This window comes from Salidesulfovibrio onnuriiensis, assembly GCF_008001235.1.
Taxonomy (GTDB): Bacteria; Desulfobacterota; Desulfovibrionia; order Desulfovibrionales; family Desulfovibrionaceae; genus Pseudodesulfovibrio; species Pseudodesulfovibrio onnuriiensis.
Window position 1 is genome coordinate 3,489,548 of the sequence record NZ_CP040751.1, and the last position, 15,447, is coordinate 3,504,994.

A 15,447-nucleotide genomic window follows, 5' to 3' on the forward strand; every position below is an offset into this window, starting at 1 on the left:
CGTTGAATGAAGGGCTGGGGAACGGACCCGCTACTTGAGCAGCTGGTCCACGTTCTTGGCAAAGAGCGGCGCGGGGTCCACCAGCTTTCCGAGCACGGCGACGCTCAGGTGCAGGTGCGCGCCCGTGGCCCGGCCCGTGGATCCGGAAAGGCCCACCAACTGGCCACGCTCAACCGTCTCGCCTTCCTTCACCGAAACCTTGGAAAGGTGGAAATACATGGAGACAACGCCGTTGCCGTGATCGATGTACACGGAGTTGCCCGCATAGTAATGCTCGCCCACCAGCACGACCTTGCCGTCGGCCACGGACTTGATGACCGTGCCCTTGGGCGCGCGGAAGTCCATGCCCCGATGTGGGTTCTTGGGCTGCTTGTTCAGGTAGCGCCGCAGGCCGTAGACGCTGGTCACGTCTCCGTCCACCGGGCGCTGGAAGGGCAGCTTCCACATGCGTTCCGGGCTGATGGTGTCGCGGGCCTCGGCAATGACCTTGCTCTCCCGGGCGATGCGGTCATAGACCTCCTTGGGCGGGGTGACCATCTTCTTGGGCAGGGTCAGGTCCTGGCGGGGAAATTTCTTGTCCGCGACGACCACGTTCTTCTTGTAGGTCTTGCGCACGTTGTCGATGCTGGCCGTGACCACCAGCTCCTGCTTGCCGGGCTCGGCATTGAGCACGTCCGTGCCCAGCAGGGCCAGGGCCACATGCTTGTCGTTCCAGACGCTGATGGCGGGCATGACCTCCTTGCCCTGCCAGTAGATGACCACCTCGTTGAGCGGCTTGGTGGAGGTGATGCGCACGGCAAAGGGCTCGCCCACCGCCACGCTGTCCGGGGCGGCGAACACGAGCTGGGGCTGGGCATCAGTGGCGTTGGCGTCCGTGGAAAGGGTGATGTCGTCCCCTTCCTGCAGCCCGAACTGGGCAAAGGCGGTCGAAGCGGACATGAGACAGATCAGGAACAGGAATATGAGCGAAATACGCCGTAAAATCATGAATTCTCCTTGAATGATTGGGTAACCGTTGCGGCGATACTACCATCCTTGACGCGAATGTCGAGTGCATCGCCTTGCACCACCTCGTCGGGGCTGCGCAAGAATTTGCCGGTCTTTTCCACCCGCACCAGACTGTAGCCGCGCTCCAGGGGTTTTTCCGGGTCCAGGCCCCGCAGCCCGGCTTGCAGCACGCCGAATTCACGCTCGCGTCCCTCCACCAGCCGGTGGGCGGCGTTGTAGAGCCCCTGCCCCAGTGCGGAAAGCCGCGCGGCCTTGTGGCGCAGGTTCGCCTCGCCATGAGCCCGCATGAGGCGGCCCGTCAATTGCTGTGTGCGCTGGGACGTGCCAAAGACCCCGGCTTCCCCGGCCCGGCGCAGGCGATGGATAAGCGACCGAAAATTCTGCTCATACCGCTCCACCTTGCGCACCGGAGAAAGCCAGAGCAGGGCCCGGCGCAGCTCGCCGAAGGCGGCGGCCTTTTCGCCGAGAAGGGCGGCATAAGCCCGGTTCAGGCCCATCTCCAGCTGATCCACGGACTGCATGAGGGTCTCGCGCCGGGGCCAGAGTTCCTGGGCCGCATGGCTGGGGGTCGCCACGCGCCTGTCGGCCACAAAATCGGAAATGGAAACGTCGGGCTCGTGCCCGATGCCCGAAACCACGGGCACCTGGGCCCGAAAAATGGCGTCGGCCACAGGCTCGGTATTGAAGGCCCAGAGATCCTCCAGGGATCCGCCGCCGCGAATGAGCACGGCCACCTCGGCCCAGCCGTCCTCGCCGACCTGGTCCAGGGCGGCCGCAATCTGTTCGGGGGCCTGATCGCCCTGCACCAGCGAGGGGTAAATTCGTATTTCCGCGCCGGTTCCTCGCTGGTCTGCGATGCGCAAAAAATCGCGGATGGCGGCCCCGCTCGGGGAGGTGATCACGGCCACGCGCTTGGGGTCGCGCGGCAGGGCCATCTTGCGGTCCTCGTCAAAGTAGCCCTTGGCGGCAAGTTTCGCCTTGAGCGCCTCAAAGGCCATGCGCAGGTCGCCCACGCCCTGCTCCTGCACCAGTTCGGCAATGAGCTGATACTGGCCGCGCGGTTCATAGACGTTGAGCCGCCCGGCGCAGAGCACTTCCATGCCGTCCTCGAGCGTTTCGGAAAGGCTGGTTCCGCCGCTCTCCTCCACCTCGCCGGTCAGGGGGTTGATGGCCTCGCCGCCCCGGCTTACGGGCGCGGCAGACTGTTGCGAGCCCTTGAACCAGACCACGCCGAGCACGGCGTCCCCGTCCGTGAGCGAAAAATAGAGGTGCCCGCTGCCCGGCCGGGCCAGGTTGGTGACCTGACCGCGCACCCAGACAAACGGGAATTCCGCCTCCAACAGGTCTTTCACTGCGCGGGTGAGTTCGGAAACGGAAAGAATGGCTGACATAATGCTTGTTTTGCCTCCGGCGGCTCAAGAACCTTTTAAAAAAGGTTCTTGAGAATCTCCAAAACTCTTTATCGACGGCTTCGCCGTGGTTCAAACACTAACCCGTTTTGGAAAGGTTTCTCCCGGCAACTCTGCCAAATCACTCAGCCACCACGGCCACACCGGCGCCAATCATGACAGCCCCGGCGGAACGGTTGGCGATCTTCCACAACCTGGTGGACTGCGCGGCCTGACGCCCCTTGGCGGCCAGCCATGCGTAGCAGACCATGGCCAGGAACACGATGGGCAGGATGATGGAAACCACCAGCGCCATGTCGGTTCCAGTCAGGGTGGCCATATCCACGAAGCCGGGCAGGAACCCGCAGTAAAAGGCGATGACCTTGGGATTGCTCAGGCTGACGCACATGCCGCCCAAGAGCGTGCGGGAGTAGCGCCTGTGGGTGACGACCGGCTCGGCGACCCCGGTGGGCGGCTTGGCCAGCCAGCACCTGACGCCGAGATAGAAAAGATAAACCGCGCCAAGGATCTTGAGAACGATGAAGGCCTCGCCCATCTGGGAGGCGACCCAGCCCATGCCGAACATGGCCAGCATGAGATAGACGAAATCGCCCATGACAAGGCCGGTGCCCCAGAAAACGCCGTGGGTGAAGCCTCGGGCCAGGGACTGGGCAACGAGCGCGGTGACGCCCGGCCCGGGAATGACGGCAAAGACCAGGGTGGCGAGAGCCAAGCCTATTGCACCTTCAATGGTCATGACATCTACCCCTCTCGCTTTACGCGCAGCGTAAAGCCGCTAAAAAGTTTAGGGGGGTGGGGCCTGGGGGAGGAACCCTTTTCAAAGGGGCTCTCCCCCAGTCGCTTACATTCTTACTTCAGACCCCAGGCCTGCCAGATGGAATCGCGCCACTGGGTGAAGGCCTCGGCGAAATTGTCCAGCGGCAGCTCGATGCGCTCGCCGGTCTTGCGGTCCTTGGCTTCGATAATGCCGTTCTGGAGCCCCTTGCCGCCCAGAACGAGCTGCATGGGATAACCGATGAGGTCCGCATCCGCGAACTTGACGCCCGGACGTTCCTTGCGGTCGTCGTAGCAGACGTCGATGCCCATGGATTTCAGCTGGGCGTAAAGGTCCTCGGCCTTCTCGTTCACGGCCTCGTCCTTGCCGCCCAAGGAGATGAGGCAGGCCTCGAAGGGCGCGATGGAGGGCGGGAAAATGGCCCCGTTCTCGTCGTGGTTCTGCTCGATGGCCGAGGCCACGATGCGCGAAATGCCGATGCCGTAGCAGCCCATGACCATGAACTGCTCCTTGCCGTTCTCGTCCAGGAAGGTGGCGTTCATCTTTTCGGAATACTTGAGGCCCAGCTTGAACACGTGGCCCACTTCGATACCCTTGGTGAATTCGATCTCGCCATTGCACTCGGGGCAGGGATCGGACTCGGTGATGACGCGCAGGTCGGCGTACTGCTCGATTTCGCAGTCGCGGCCCAGGGAGAGATGCATCACGTGGGTATCGGCCTTGTTACCGCCCGCGATCCAGTCCGTGCCCAGGCACAGCTCGTTGTCGGCCACGATGCGCACGCCCTTCTTGAGGCTCTGAGGCCCGGCAAAACCGACCGGCGCGCCGGTGAGCTCCCTGACCAGGGCCTCGTCGGCCATGTCGATCTCGTCGCCGCCGATGAGGTTGCGCAGCTTGGCGTCGTTCAGCTCGCGGTCGCCACGCACCAGTGCGGCAACGGGCTCGCCGTCCACCACGAACAGCAAGGTCTTGACCAGCGCGGACGGATCCACGCCCAGGAATTCGCAGACCTCCTCCACGGTGTGCTTGCCCGGGGTGGCGATCTCTTCCAGCGCCGGGCACTCGGCCTCGGCGCAGCCGCCTTCGGGCTTGTTGATGCGGGCCTTTTCCAGGTTGGCCGCAAAGTCGCAGGCCTTGCAGGAGGCAATGGTGTCCTCGCCGGTGTCGGCCAGCACCATGAACTCGTGGGAGAAATCGCCGCCAATGGCCCCGGAATCGGCCTGAACCGGCTTGAAGCGCAGCCCAAGGCGGGTGAAGGCCTTCTTGTAGGCCTCGAACATGTTCCAGTAGGACTCCTCTGCACCGGCCTCGTCCTTGTCGAAGGAATAGGCGTCCTTCATGATGAATTCACGGCCGCGCATGAGCCCGAAGCGGGGGCGGATCTCGTCGCGGAACTTGGTCTGCACCTGGTAGAGATTGACGGGCAGCTGCTTGTAGGAACGAACCTCGCCGCGCACCAGATCGGTGATAACCTCTTCGTGCGTGGGTCCGAGACAGTAGTCGCGGCCGTGGCGGTCGTTGAAGCGCAGCAGCTCCTTGCCGTAATAGTCCCAGCGCCCGGTTTCCTGCCAGAGGTCCGCGGGCTGCACGGAAGGCATAAGCACTTCCATGGCCCCTGCGTTGTCCATTTCCTCGCGGACGATGTCGGCCACCTTGTTCAGCGAGCGCAGGCCCAGCGGCAGGTAGTTGTAGATGCCGCTGGTGAGCTTGCGGATCATGCCCGCGCGCATGAGCAGCTTGTGGGAGACGACCTCGGCTTCGGCCGGATCTTCCTTGAGGGTGGGAATATAGTAACGGGACAATTTCATTATCGATTTCTCCTTTCTTCCAGAAAAATATCTATTTCCTTCATGAATTCGGGCAGCAGGTTCTCGTCGCCCTTCACCTTTCGGACGACCTCGCCCTTTCTGAATATGATGCCCAGGCCACGTCCGCCCGCAATGCCTATATCGGCTTCGCGCGCCTCGCCCGGGCCATTGACCACGCAGCCCATGACGGCCACGGTGAAAACATCCTCCACGCCGCGCAGGGCGTCCTCCACCTGCTGCGCCAGGCCGATGAGATCGATCTCGGTGCGCCCGCAGGTGGGGCAGGAGATGATCTCGGGACCACGCTCGCGCAGGCCGAGGGACCGCAGGATTTCCCAGGCCACGCCGATCTCGGCCACCGGGTCGTGGGTCAGGCTCACGCGCAGGGTGTCGCCGATGCCCTGCCAGAGCAGGATGCCCAGCCCCACGGACGACTTGACCGCGCCGCGCACCAGGGTCCCGGCCTCGGTCACGCCGATGTGCAGCGGGTAGTCCACCTTTTTCGCCAGCAGTTCGTAGGCCGCGATGCAGGTCAGCACCGAGGACGACTTCAGGGATACTTTGGTATCGTGAAAGCCCCGCTTCTCGAGCATGGCGATATGGCCCATGGCGCTTTCCACCATGGCCTCGGGCGTGGGGCCGCCGTACTTCCTGAGCAGTTCCCTTTCCAGGGACCCGCCGTTGACGCCGATGCGGATGGGCGCACCCACGGACTTGGCGGCCTGCACCACGGCATCCACCTTGTCCTCGCCCCCGATGTTGCCGGGGTTGATGCGCAGACCGTCCATGCCCGCATCCACGGCGGCCAGGGCCAGCCGGTGGTCGAAATGAATATCCGCCACCAGGGGCACGGGCGACTGCCTGCGTATCCCGGCCAAGGCGTCCGCCGCCTTCTGGTCGGGCACGGCCAGACGCACGATCTCGCACCCGGCCTCGGCCAGCTGGTTGATCTGGGAGACGGTGGCGGCAACGTCGCGGGTGTCGGTATTGCACATGGACTGCACGCGCACGGGATTGTCCCCGCCGATGCCCACGCCGCCGACACTGATGGTTCGTGTTTTTCTCCGGTCCATAAGAAATGGGACGTTACTGTATTCGCCCCCGAATGCCAAGCGTCCCAACGCATCCAGACAAGGTTCTCTCCCTGTTTCCCGAGCCGGGATGGCGGTTTCAGGAAAAGTTGAAAAAACTTCATTTTCAGGTTGACTTAAGTTAGAAATAGTAATTATTACTACTTCAACGAAATCAACTCACAAAGGAGAAACATATGTCCAAGACCCTGACCAACCTGAAAGACGCCTTTGCCGGGGAATCCCAGGCCAACCGCAAATACCTCGCCTTTGCCGCCAAAGCGGATACAGAGGGCCTGCCCCAGGTGGCCAAGCTGTTCCGCGCCGCCGCCGAGGCGGAAACCATACACGCCCACGCCCACCTGCGCCTCATGAAGGGCATCGGCTCCACGGCGGAGAACCTCCAGGCGGCCATCGACGGCGAAACCTACGAATTCGAATCCATGTATCCGGAGATGATCGAGGACGCCAAGGCCGAGGGCGAACGTGCGGCCGAACGCTATTTCGGGTTTGCCAACAAGGCCGAGGAAGTGCACGCGGAGTACTATTCCAAGGCCCTGAGCCAGATGGATAAGCTGGAAGACGTGGATTACTATATCTGTAGTGTCTGCGGCCACATCCATGAAAACGAGCCCACCGGGAACTGTCCCATCTGCGGTGCCGCTCCCAAAGCCTACTTCAAGGTAGACTAGCCTCCTCCGGTTCACTCGCACCGAAAGCGAAGACGACACACTCACACTCACGGCCTGCAAAGCCCCTGGCGGCTGCGCAGGCCTTTTCTTTGCCCGGCATATCGGATATATCCCGTCACTATTAAAAATATGTATGGGGAATAGTATACTTTTTCATCAAAATGGGGATTCAAGAATGAGATTACGACTGCTTTTCATCCTGGCCTGCTTCTTCCTGCTGCTTCCCGCATGCGGAAAAATGGATGTGGTTCACAAGCCGGCCGCAGGCATCGAGGACGCCCAAAAACTTTACATCATCAAGAGCGACACCACGAAAATCGGTTTTCTCGAAGCGCTGGAGAGCTGGTGCAAGAAGGAAGGCGTCCGCTACGAAGTTCTTCCCTCATCCGCCAACCCGTCCGATCATGAATGGGCCCTGACCTACTTCGGCCGCTGGTCCTGGGACCTGGCCATCTTCCTTTCCAACGCCGAAATCACCGCCTTCCACAACGGCAAACAGGTGGGACAGGAAAAACTCATTGTCGGCCAGTGGGACAAGAACAAATTCGAAAAGGGTGAAAAGAGAATCCACAAGATGATGGACATGCTCTACGACAAGGCAAGCCATTATTACACGTCGGAAAAATAGACGTACGGCGGTCAGTTGCGAGACGTCAGCTCACTGGCGTCGAAATCGAAGACCACATACCTCACGTCGATCTCACGGCCTGCAAAGCCCCTGGCGGCTGCGCAGGCCTTTTTCTTGAGCAGGGACAGCAGCGGCGGAAGGATTTCGCCGCCCTTGAACATCTCCAGCACCTGCCGGGCCGTGTTGGCCTTTTCGATGGAGGGCAGCAAATCGGAGGCCGCTCCGGCCTCGGCGCATAGCCCGGCCAGCAGGCCGAAGTCCACGGGATGGGTCTTGGCGTGGGTGTAGGCAAGCCCCTGGGCGTGCTTGACCAGCTTGCCGAAAAACAGGGCCCAGGAAACGCTCCCGAATCCCTTTTCCGCAGCCGAGCGCATGGAAAACTCGAAAAAATCCGCCGCCTGCACCATGGCCAGCTTCGGCGTCTCCGGAAATTGCTCGAGATAAAACTTCTCGCTGCGCCTGCCCGTGGTGAAGACAACATGGTCGAGCCCCTGGGCCCGGGCCACGTCCAGGGCCTCGGCAATGGAGGCCTTCCAGGAGTCGTGGGAATAGGGTTTGACGATGCCGTGGGTGCCCAGAATGGAAATGCCTCCCACAATGCCCAGCCGCAAATTCATGGTCCTGTGGGCCAGGGCCTCGCCCTCGGGAACCTCCACCAGCACGGAGACCACGCCCGCTTCCAGCCCTTCGGCCCCTTCAAGCACGGCCCTCTCGATCTGCGCGCGCGGTGCGGGATTGATGGCCGCCTCGCCCACGGGCACGGGCAGGCCCGGCAGGGTCACCCGCCCAACCCCACGGCCACCCTCGACGAGTACGGAAAGAGGTTCGGCCATGTCGTGCAGCCCCACCACGGCCTGAATCTCGGCCCCATGGGTGGCGTCCGGGTCGTCGCCGCCGTCCTTGATGACCGTGACGCGCGCCAGCGGCCCCTCGGAATCCAGGCGCTCGATGGGCACGGCCAGCCGGTTGCCGTCGGGCAGGGGCGTATCCACGGCCGCCGCGCGCTTGCCTGTGAGCAGAAAGCGGATCCCGGCCTTGGCCGCGGCCGAGGCGCAGGTGCCGGTGGTGTATCCGGTACGGAGTTTCTTGTCGGAAGAAGGCATCAGTCGGCGTTCACCTGTTTGGGGGCTTCATAGAGATGCATGCCCGCTGCCCGGGTGATATTCTCGATCATGTTGCCGAACATGACCATGTGCAGGGGATACAGGCCGTACCAGTAGGCCAGTCCGAACAGCCCACGGGGCAGGAAACTTGCGGTCATCTTCATCTCTATAACGTTCTCCCAGTGCGGGGTCAGGCGAAATTCCAGCAGGGCCTCACCGGGCAGACGCATCTCGGCCCGCAGCAGCAGACGGCGCTCCTCCTGCACATCCACCACGCGCCAAAAGTCCAGGGCGTCGCCCACACGGGTTTTGTCCGGGTCGCGACGGCCGCGCTTGAGCCCAGGCCCGGCCAGCAGGCTGTCCAGCCAGCCGCGAAGCCGCCAGAGCGGGTCGCCGTAGTACCAGCCCTGCTCGCCGCCGATGCGCTCGATGACCTTCCAGACGTCGGCGATATCGCCCTGCAGGCGGGCCGCAAAGGCTATCTCCTTTTTCGCGCCGCCCGCATAGGGGGCGTCCTCATGGGCCGCCCATTCCGGAATGCAGGCATCCCCCACGTCAAAGCAGTGGGAATCAATGGCCATGCGCTCGGTATTTTGCAGGGCGCGGCGAATGGCGACGCGGCAGGGAACGAGTTCCTGCGGGATCATTTCCCGGATGCGGTTGTCGCGGCAGATGACCTCGTTGCGCAGACCCTCGACCAGGGGGCGCACCAGCCCCATGGGCACGGGCGTGGTCAGGTTGACCCAGTAGGAGGACAGGCGCGGCGACAGGAACGGCACAGGGATGAGCAGAGGTTTTCTGATCTTGGCCTCTTCCGCGTAGAGCCGGAAAAGCTCGGCATAGGTGAGCACGTCCGGCCCGCCGATATCCAGGGTCTGCCCTGCGGTCTCCCCGTTCTCCAGGCAGCCGAGCAGATAATGCAGCACGTTGCGGATGGAGATGGGTTGAGCCCGGGTGTTCACCCAGCGGGGCGTAAGCATCATGGGAAGGCGTTCGCACAGGTAGCGAAGGATCTCGAAGGAGGCGCTGCCCGAACCGAGGATCATGGCCGCACGCAGGGTGGTGCACTGGGCGCAGCCCAGGGCCAGGATGCGCCCCACCTCGGCCCGGGACCGGAGATGCTTGCTCAGGGGCACGTCCTCCAGGTCCTCGCCCAGGCCGCTGAGATAGATGATGCGCTTCAGCCCGGCCGCGTTGGCGGCCTCCACCATGTTGCAGGCACCCCTGCGGTCCAGGTCCGAAAAATCGCCCAGCCCCTTGGTCATGGAATGAACCAGATAGTAGGCCACGTCGCAGCCCTGAACAGCTCGGTTCAGGGCAGGGGCGTCGAGCACATCGGCGGCCATCGGCTCGAGATCGGGATGATTCCCCCAGGGACGGGCGCGGATCTTTTCTTCGGATCGCGCAACCGCGCGAACCTGATAGCCGCGCTCCAGCAGCAGCGGCACGAGCCTGCCGCCCACGTAACCGGTGGCCCCCAGGACCAGAACCCGTCCGATCTCAGCCATAACCGTCCCTCGCTTCTTGCCTTGTTCACCCGGGAGCTCCGGGCTTCATTCAGCCGCCGCTAGAACGTATCCTCTTCCCATCCCAGGGCCTTGAGGCATTTCTCATAGACGTCCTGGCGATACTCCTCGTTTTCCGGAGTATCCGCATAGGTCTCGTCCACTTCCTTGCGGCACTGCGCAGAATGGACCTCGAACGCCTCGTCCTCTTTCTTTGGATCGGCGATGTTGGGGTGGGACCACTTGGATGAGAAACACCCGCCCAGGAACACCAGCATCAGCAACATGACAGCGATTTTCTTCATAACCGAATTATCCTTACTCTTCCTTGAGCTCACGGCCCATGAGCTCTATGACAGCATCCTCGGGATTCTTGCCTTCGTAAATGATTTTATAGACCTGGCTGGTAATGGGCAGCTCCACGCCGATCTTGCGCGAAAGGTCGTACAGGGACCGGGTGGTCTTGACCCCCTCGGCCACGGACTGGGTTTCGCCCACGATGTCGTCCAGCTTCCGGCCCTGGCCCAGCTTGAGGCCCACCTGCCGGTTGCGGGAAAGATCGCCAGTGCAGGTCAGCACCAGGTCGCCCATGCCGGAAAGTCCCATGAAGGTCTTCACGTTCGCGCCCATGGCCGCACCCAGGCGGCTCATCTCGGCGAGCCCCCGGGTGATGAGCGCAGCCCGGGCGTTGGTGCCGAACTCCAGGCCGTCGGCCATGCCCGTGGCAATGGCCATGACGTTCTTGACCGCCCCGCCCAGCTCCACGCCCGTGTAGTCCCGGGTGGAATAGACCCGGAAAAAGGAATTGGAAAACAGCTCCCGCAATTGCTTGCCCAGGTCCTGGTCCTCGCAGCCCAGGGCCACGGAGGTGGGGCATTCCCGGGCCACCTCGTCCGCAAAGGACGGGCCCGAAAGCATGGCGTACCGGGGTTCCTTGCCCTCCAGGGCCTCGGCCACCACCCGGGACATGGGCGCCAGGCTGCCCAGCTCTATGCCCTTGCTGGCGCAGACCATCACGGGTTTGTGCGGCAACAGGTCCCGGTGCGTCTCCAGGAAGGAGCGCAGATATTGGCTGGGAATGACCACCAGAAAGACGTCCGCGCCCTCGAAGGCCTCGGTCGCGTCGCTGGTGAAGGAGAGATCCGGGCTGAGCGGGATGCCCGGCAGGTAGGTTCTGTTTTCCCGGTGCTGGCGCAGTTGCGAGATCAGTTCGGGACTGCGGGCCCAGAGTACGGTTTTCCGGCCGTTCTTGGCCAGCATGTCGGCCAGGGCAGTGCCCCATGCGCCCGCGCCGAGTACTGCAGTTTTCATGGAATCGTCCACTCCTGAGTGTTTGAGATCTCCTAGGGCTTTTCCGCCCAGAGAATGAAGACCGGATTCTGGGCCTTGAAACGAAGATCGCCCGCCAACCGGTCCGAAGAATTGGCCTGAAGCTGGATCACCCCGAACTGCCATCCGGCCTTTTCCAGGTGCTCGCGCGCGCTGAGCAGGGTATCCAGCAGAATGCAGTGCATGACCAGACGGCCCCGCGGCTTGAGCCGATTGCAGACCGTTTCCATCAGGGAGCTCCCCTGGTTGGATTCGCCGCCCAGGCCGCCGCCGATGAAGATGCGGTCCGGGTCGGGCAGGTCAACGAGGCAGCCGGGCATGTCCCCGTGCACCACCTCCACCATCCAGGCTCCGGTGCGCCGCTGGTTCTCGCGGATCATGGCCGCGCGGGTCTTGTTGCGCTCCACGGCGTAAACGTTGCCCGCCCGGGCCAGATGCGAGGCCTCGATGGCCACGGAGCCGCACCCGGCGCCCAGGTCCCATACCACGGATTCCTGCTCCACGGCCAGCAGGGAGAGCCCTGCCGCACGCACGGGCAGCTTGGTGATCAGGCCGCGCTGGTGCAGGTAGAAATGGTCGGGAATACCCAGGTGCAGGGTCAGTTCGGGCGGGTACTCCCGCTCCAGAAAAACGATGTTCAGGGGCGAGAATTCCATGCCCCAGGTTTCCTGCAATCCCAGCTGGCGGACCTGCTCCCGGTCCGTGCCCAGGTCTTCCAGCACGGTCATGGTGAACCCGTCCGCCCCGCGCTGAAGCATGGCCCGGGCAACCTCGGCCGGGCCGTTGTCCTGGTCAGTGAACACGGCAATGGTGTCCGCGCGCACCAGGGCGGAATACAGCGGCGTGTAGTCGCTGCGCCCGTGCAGGGAAACGAACGCGGTCCTTTCCCAGGCCACGCCCAGCCGCGCGGCGGCCAGCTGCAGCGTGCTCAGGGAGGGATGCACTCGGATGTTCTCCCGGCCCAGTTCCCGCGCCAGGAGATTGCCGATGCCGTAGAAAAGGGGATCTCCGTCGGCCAGCACCACAACGCGCCTGCCGCCCTGCGCAACCGAGGCAAGGGTCTCCACCACCGCATCCATGGGCGAGGCAATGACCAGCCGGTCCGCAGCGGGACACCACTCGGCCGGACAGGCGTCCAGCAGACGGCGGCCGCCGGCCACCAGTGCAGCGCCTTCGAGCAGGGCCCGGGATTCGCCGGACATGTCCAGACTGCCGGGCTGCATACCGAGGATATGGACGGGTTCCTTGAACGACATGGGTTCCCTTGTAACGTGTTACGGCCTTGGGGGAAAGAGCTATTCATACAAGGAAATCGGGCCGCTGGAGGCAGAGGATTTCCTTGCCTTTCCCGGCCCCAGGAGTCACATTCGAAAACATGAAACACACGCGGACGAACAGGGGGCTGTGGTCCTGGGCCTTTTACGATTGGGCCAACGCCGGGTTCTGCACCCTGGTGCAGACCTTTGTCTTCGCCGCCTATTTCACCCGCTCGGTCGCCGGGAACGAGGCCGCGGGCACGGCCCTGTGGGGCAACATGATGGGTGTGGCCGGGCTGTTCATCGGCCTGGGGGGGCCTGTCATGGGGGCCATCGCCGACCGCACCGGCCGCCGCAAGCCCTGGATCGCGGCCTTCACGGCCCTGTGCATCGCGGCCACCACCCTGCTCTGGTTCGTGCGTCCGGACGCATCCTGGATCTGGTACGCCCTGGTCTTTGCCTGCATCGGAACCATCGGCTCGGAATACGCCAACATCTTCTACAACGCCATGCTGCCCGGCCTGGCCGCCCCCGAACGCATGGGGCGCTGGTCCGGGTGGGGCTGGAGCATGGGCTATGCGGGCGGCCTGCTCTGCCTGGTGCTGGCCCTCTACGGCTTCGTGGACAAGAACGCCCTGCTGCCCATTCCTCACGACAACGCCCTGCACGTGCGAGCCACCATGCTCCTTTCCGCGGGCTGGTACCTGCTCTTCGGCCTGCCCCTTTTCCTGCGCACCCCGGACACGCCGTCCTCGGGAAGCCCCCTGGGCCGCTCCGTGCGCGAGGCCCTTGCCCAACTGCGCGACTCCCTGCGCCAGGTGCGCAATTACCGCAACATCGCCCTGTTCCTGCTGGCCCGCATGCTCTACAACGACGGCCTGACCACCATGTTCGCCTTTGGCGGCATCTATGCGGCCGGAACCTTCGGCATGGGACCCAGCGAGGTCATCATCTTCGGCATCGGGCTGAACGTCACGGCCGGGCTGGGCGCGGCCGCCTTTGCCTGGCTGGACGACAGGGCCGGGCCGCGCAAGGTCATTCTCTGGTCGCTTGCGGGGCTCATCCTGCCCGGCGCGGCCATCCTGCTGGTGCGCTCCAAGGTCCTGTTCTGGATTTTCGGGCTGTTGCTGGGTATATTCGTGGGCCCGGTGCAGGCCTCCAGCCGCACATGGCTGGCCCATGCAGCCCCCGGCGAGCTGCGCACCCAGATGTTCGGGCTGTTCGCCCTGTCCGGCAAGCTGACCAGCTTTGCAGGACCGTTGCTGGTTGGCTGGCTGACCCTGGCGGCGGGCAGCCAGCGAGCGGGCATGTCCGCGGTCATAGCCCTGTTCGTGGCGGGATTCCTGCTCATGCTGGCCGTGCCGCCCGTCACGAAAACCAATATTCCCAAGGAGACCCCGTAAATGTCCGGTTTTCATCTTTCCCTGAACGACGAGGAAAAACACTCCCTCATGGACCTGGTAAAGGATTCCATCCAGTCCTATTTCAACGGCGAGCACGCCGAGCCCCCGACCCCGGAAACCAAAACCCTGCAAAAGGAGCTGGGCGCATTCGTGACCCTCAAAATCGACGGGCACCTGCGCGGCTGCATCGGCAATGTCCAGGGCAACGGGCCGGTCTACCGGACCATCTGGAACATGGCCCGCTCCGCCGCCTTCAACGACCCGCGCTTCCCGGAGCTCACTCCCGACGAATTCGCCAGGGTGGACATCGAAATCTCCATCCTCGGCCCCATCAGCGAATGCCATCATCCCGGGGAAATCAAGGTGGGCAGGCACGGGCTCATCATCGCCCGGGGCGGGCAGTCCGGCCTGCTGCTGCCGCAGGTGCCCGTGGAATGGGGCTGGGACCGGGAAACCTTCCTCAGGCAGACCTGCCGCAAGGCCGGATTGGCCGAGGATTCCTGGAACAAGGCCGGGACCACGATTTTCTGGTTCGAAGCGGTCGTGTTCTAAGGCTTTTTCGTGAAATCACCCCAGACAGGAAAGAAAATCATTTTGCAATAGGTTGATATTCGTTACAGTTATATCGGTTCTCTCTCCTTCGTGCCCACGGCCCGTGAAGGGAATCTCTCGCAAAGGATCACAAAGAAAACTGGCTGTGCGCCGCATCGGGTAACGCGGCGCCCCCCCAACCAGCGGGAGCGACTGTGCAGACCGAAACCGCCAAGAACAAGACATCCGGAGCCGCACCGCCGGCAACGGAAAACAAGATCGCCAAGATAGCCGGAGTGAACCTGGAGGTCGCCCTGGGCAGCGATCTCGTGGTCATGTTCCCCGACGCCCAGACCGGCTACCGGGGAAGGATCGTGGGCTACGACGCCTACGAGTACATCGTGGCCAGCCTGCGCCTGCCCAAGGCCGTTCGCGACGCCCTGACCTACAAGGGCGAGATCGTCATCAAGTACCTGCACGAAGGCACGGTCTACGGTTTCCGCTCCAACATACTCAATCACATCACCAGGCCCGCGCCCCTGCTGTTCTTCACCTATCCGGACTCCCTGGAGAAGCTGGACCTGCGAAAGGCTTCGCGCACCAGCTGCAACATCGACGCGATCATATTCACCATGGAAGGCGCCGGGTACGACTGCCTGGTGCTCAACGTGAGCGAAACCGGATGCAAGGTGGCGGTTTCCGTCACCGCCCGCGACCCGCTCAACACCATGGAGGCCGGGGAGGACATGATGGTGACCATGCAGCTCGGAGGCGCCGGCACGGTGAAGCTGCCGGTGGTGGTCAAGAACATCACCAAGGAAAAGGGGAACATCCATTTCGGCTGCATGTTCCTGGACATCAACAAGGAAGAACAGGAACAGATCGCGCAATACGTGGACAAGATAGAGCGGCTCAGCAAATAGCCGCCCA

The 15,447-nt window shown here is 63.2% G+C and carries 15 protein-coding genes; 5 read left to right on the forward strand and 10 right to left on the reverse strand.

Annotated features, from left to right (window positions below; genetic code table 11):
• Positions 1-30: 30 nt before the first annotated feature.
• From FGL65_RS16125 to ispG, 5 genes are all read right to left on the reverse strand, one after another.
• Positions 31-987, reverse strand: coding sequence for a M23 family metallopeptidase (locus tag FGL65_RS16125; protein ID WP_147822279.1), 957 nt, complete (start codon positions 985-987; stop codon positions 31-33).
• Complete coding sequence (gene xseA, locus FGL65_RS16130; RefSeq protein WP_147822280.1) at positions 984-2,399, reverse strand: exodeoxyribonuclease VII large subunit; 1,416 nt, start codon at positions 2,397-2,399, stop codon at positions 984-986. Before xseA ends, FGL65_RS16125 begins: the two co-directional genes overlap by 4 nt.
• Before the next feature lie 139 nt (positions 2,400-2,538).
• Positions 2,539-3,153: a LysE family translocator gene (locus FGL65_RS16135; protein ID WP_147822281.1), complete on the reverse strand. Its 615-nt coding sequence runs from the start codon at positions 3,151-3,153 to the stop codon at positions 2,539-2,541.
• A gap of 113 nt (positions 3,154-3,266) precedes the next feature.
• Positions 3,267-5,000 (reverse strand): proline--tRNA ligase, encoded by a 1,734-nt coding sequence (locus tag FGL65_RS16140; protein WP_147822282.1) that lies wholly within the window; start codon positions 4,998-5,000, stop codon positions 3,267-3,269.
• Complete coding sequence (gene ispG, locus FGL65_RS16145; RefSeq protein ID WP_147822283.1) at positions 5,000-6,073, reverse strand: flavodoxin-dependent (E)-4-hydroxy-3-methylbut-2-enyl-diphosphate synthase; 1,074 nt, start codon at positions 6,071-6,073, stop codon at positions 5,000-5,002. Before ispG ends, FGL65_RS16140 begins: the two co-directional genes overlap by 1 nt.
• A 194-nt stretch (positions 6,074-6,267) precedes the next feature.
• On the opposite strand from ispG, the gene FGL65_RS16150 reads away from it, so the two are divergent.
• Both FGL65_RS16150 and FGL65_RS16155 read left to right on the forward strand, forming a co-directional pair.
• A complete protein-coding gene (locus FGL65_RS16150; RefSeq protein WP_147822284.1) occupies positions 6,268-6,762 on the forward strand; it encodes a rubrerythrin family protein in 495 nt (164 codons plus the stop codon).
• A 175-nt stretch (positions 6,763-6,937) separates the two neighbouring features.
• The gene (locus tag FGL65_RS16155; RefSeq protein ID WP_147822285.1) at positions 6,938-7,390 is read left to right on the forward strand and encodes an Sbal_3080 family lipoprotein; all 453 of its coding nucleotides are present in this window, start codon (positions 6,938-6,940) and stop codon (positions 7,388-7,390) included.
• An 11-nt stretch (positions 7,391-7,401) separates the two neighbouring features.
• Here FGL65_RS16155 and cbiD read toward each other — a convergent pair whose 3' ends face one another.
• From cbiD to cbiE, 5 genes are read right to left on the reverse strand one after another with little or no spacing between them, the layout of a single operon-like run.
• A complete protein-coding gene (gene cbiD, locus FGL65_RS16160) occupies positions 7,402-8,493 on the reverse strand; it encodes a cobalt-precorrin-5B (C(1))-methyltransferase CbiD (protein WP_147822286.1) in 1,092 nt (363 codons plus the stop codon).
• Complete coding sequence (locus FGL65_RS16165; RefSeq protein ID WP_147822287.1) at positions 8,493-10,001, reverse strand: SDR family oxidoreductase; 1,509 nt, start codon at positions 9,999-10,001, stop codon at positions 8,493-8,495. Before FGL65_RS16165 ends, cbiD begins: the two co-directional genes overlap by 1 nt.
• Positions 10,002-10,060: 59 nt before the next feature.
• Positions 10,061-10,303: a hypothetical protein gene (locus FGL65_RS16170; RefSeq protein WP_147822288.1), complete on the reverse strand. Its 243-nt coding sequence runs from the start codon at positions 10,301-10,303 to the stop codon at positions 10,061-10,063.
• A 13-nt stretch (positions 10,304-10,316) separates the two neighbouring features.
• The gene (locus FGL65_RS16175) at positions 10,317-11,309 is read right to left on the reverse strand and encodes an NAD(P)H-dependent glycerol-3-phosphate dehydrogenase (protein WP_147822289.1); all 993 of its coding nucleotides are present in this window, start codon (positions 11,307-11,309) and stop codon (positions 10,317-10,319) included.
• A gap of 32 nt (positions 11,310-11,341) precedes the next feature.
• Positions 11,342-12,583, reverse strand: coding sequence for a precorrin-6y C5,15-methyltransferase (decarboxylating) subunit CbiE (gene cbiE / locus FGL65_RS16180; RefSeq protein WP_250645519.1), 1,242 nt, complete (start codon positions 12,581-12,583; stop codon positions 11,342-11,344).
• An 83-nt stretch (positions 12,584-12,666) separates the two neighbouring features.
• Here cbiE and FGL65_RS16185 point away from each other — a divergent pair, with 83 nt between their 5' ends.
• From FGL65_RS16185 to FGL65_RS16195, 3 genes are all read left to right on the forward strand, one after another.
• On the forward strand, positions 12,667-13,986 hold the full coding sequence (locus FGL65_RS16185) for an MFS transporter (RefSeq protein ID WP_348981274.1): 1,320 nt from the start codon (positions 12,667-12,669) through the stop codon (positions 13,984-13,986).
• Entirely contained in the window at positions 13,987-14,538 is a 552-nt protein-coding gene (amrA, locus tag FGL65_RS16190) for an AmmeMemoRadiSam system protein A (RefSeq protein ID WP_147822291.1), read from the forward strand.
• Positions 14,539-14,732: 194 nt separating this feature from the next.
• Positions 14,733-15,440, forward strand: a complete 708-nt coding sequence (locus FGL65_RS16195; protein ID WP_250645520.1) for a flagellar brake protein — start codon at positions 14,733-14,735, stop codon at positions 15,438-15,440.
• Positions 15,441-15,447 lie beyond the last annotated feature (7 nt).

What these genes read in the sequence shown, in the direction of transcription:
- FGL65_RS16125 (WP_147822279.1), bottom strand. Translation starts at nt 987, where the DNA reads ATGATTTTACGGCGTATTTCGCTCATATTCCTGTTCCTGATCTGTCTC.
- xseA (WP_147822280.1), bottom strand. Translation starts at nt 2,399, where the DNA reads ATGTCAGCCATTCTTTCCGTTTCCGAACTCACCCGCGCAGTGAAAGAC.
- FGL65_RS16135 (WP_147822281.1), bottom strand. Translation starts at nt 3,153, where the DNA reads ATGACCATTGAAGGTGCAATAGGCTTGGCTCTCGCCACCCTGGTCTTT.
- FGL65_RS16140 (WP_147822282.1), bottom strand. Translation starts at nt 5,000, where the DNA reads ATGAAATTGTCCCGTTACTATATTCCCACCCTCAAGGAAGATCCGGCC.
- ispG (WP_147822283.1), bottom strand. Translation starts at nt 6,073, where the DNA reads ATGGACCGGAGAAAAACACGAACCATCAGTGTCGGCGGCGTGGGCATC.
- FGL65_RS16150 (WP_147822284.1), top strand. Translation starts at nt 6,268, where the DNA reads ATGTCCAAGACCCTGACCAACCTGAAAGACGCCTTTGCCGGGGAATCC.
- FGL65_RS16155 (WP_147822285.1), top strand. Translation starts at nt 6,938, where the DNA reads ATGAGATTACGACTGCTTTTCATCCTGGCCTGCTTCTTCCTGCTGCTT.
- cbiD (WP_147822286.1), bottom strand. Translation starts at nt 8,493, where the DNA reads ATGCCTTCTTCCGACAAGAAACTCCGTACCGGATACACCACCGGCACC.
- FGL65_RS16165 (WP_147822287.1), bottom strand. Translation starts at nt 10,001, where the DNA reads ATGGCTGAGATCGGACGGGTTCTGGTCCTGGGGGCCACCGGTTACGTG.
- FGL65_RS16170 (WP_147822288.1), bottom strand. Translation starts at nt 10,303, where the DNA reads ATGAAGAAAATCGCTGTCATGTTGCTGATGCTGGTGTTCCTGGGCGGG.
- FGL65_RS16175 (WP_147822289.1), bottom strand. Translation starts at nt 11,309, where the DNA reads ATGAAAACTGCAGTACTCGGCGCGGGCGCATGGGGCACTGCCCTGGCC.
- cbiE (WP_250645519.1), bottom strand. Translation starts at nt 12,583, where the DNA reads ATGTCGTTCAAGGAACCCGTCCATATCCTCGGTATGCAGCCCGGCAGT.
- amrA (WP_147822291.1), top strand. Translation starts at nt 13,987, where the DNA reads ATGTCCGGTTTTCATCTTTCCCTGAACGACGAGGAAAAACACTCCCTC.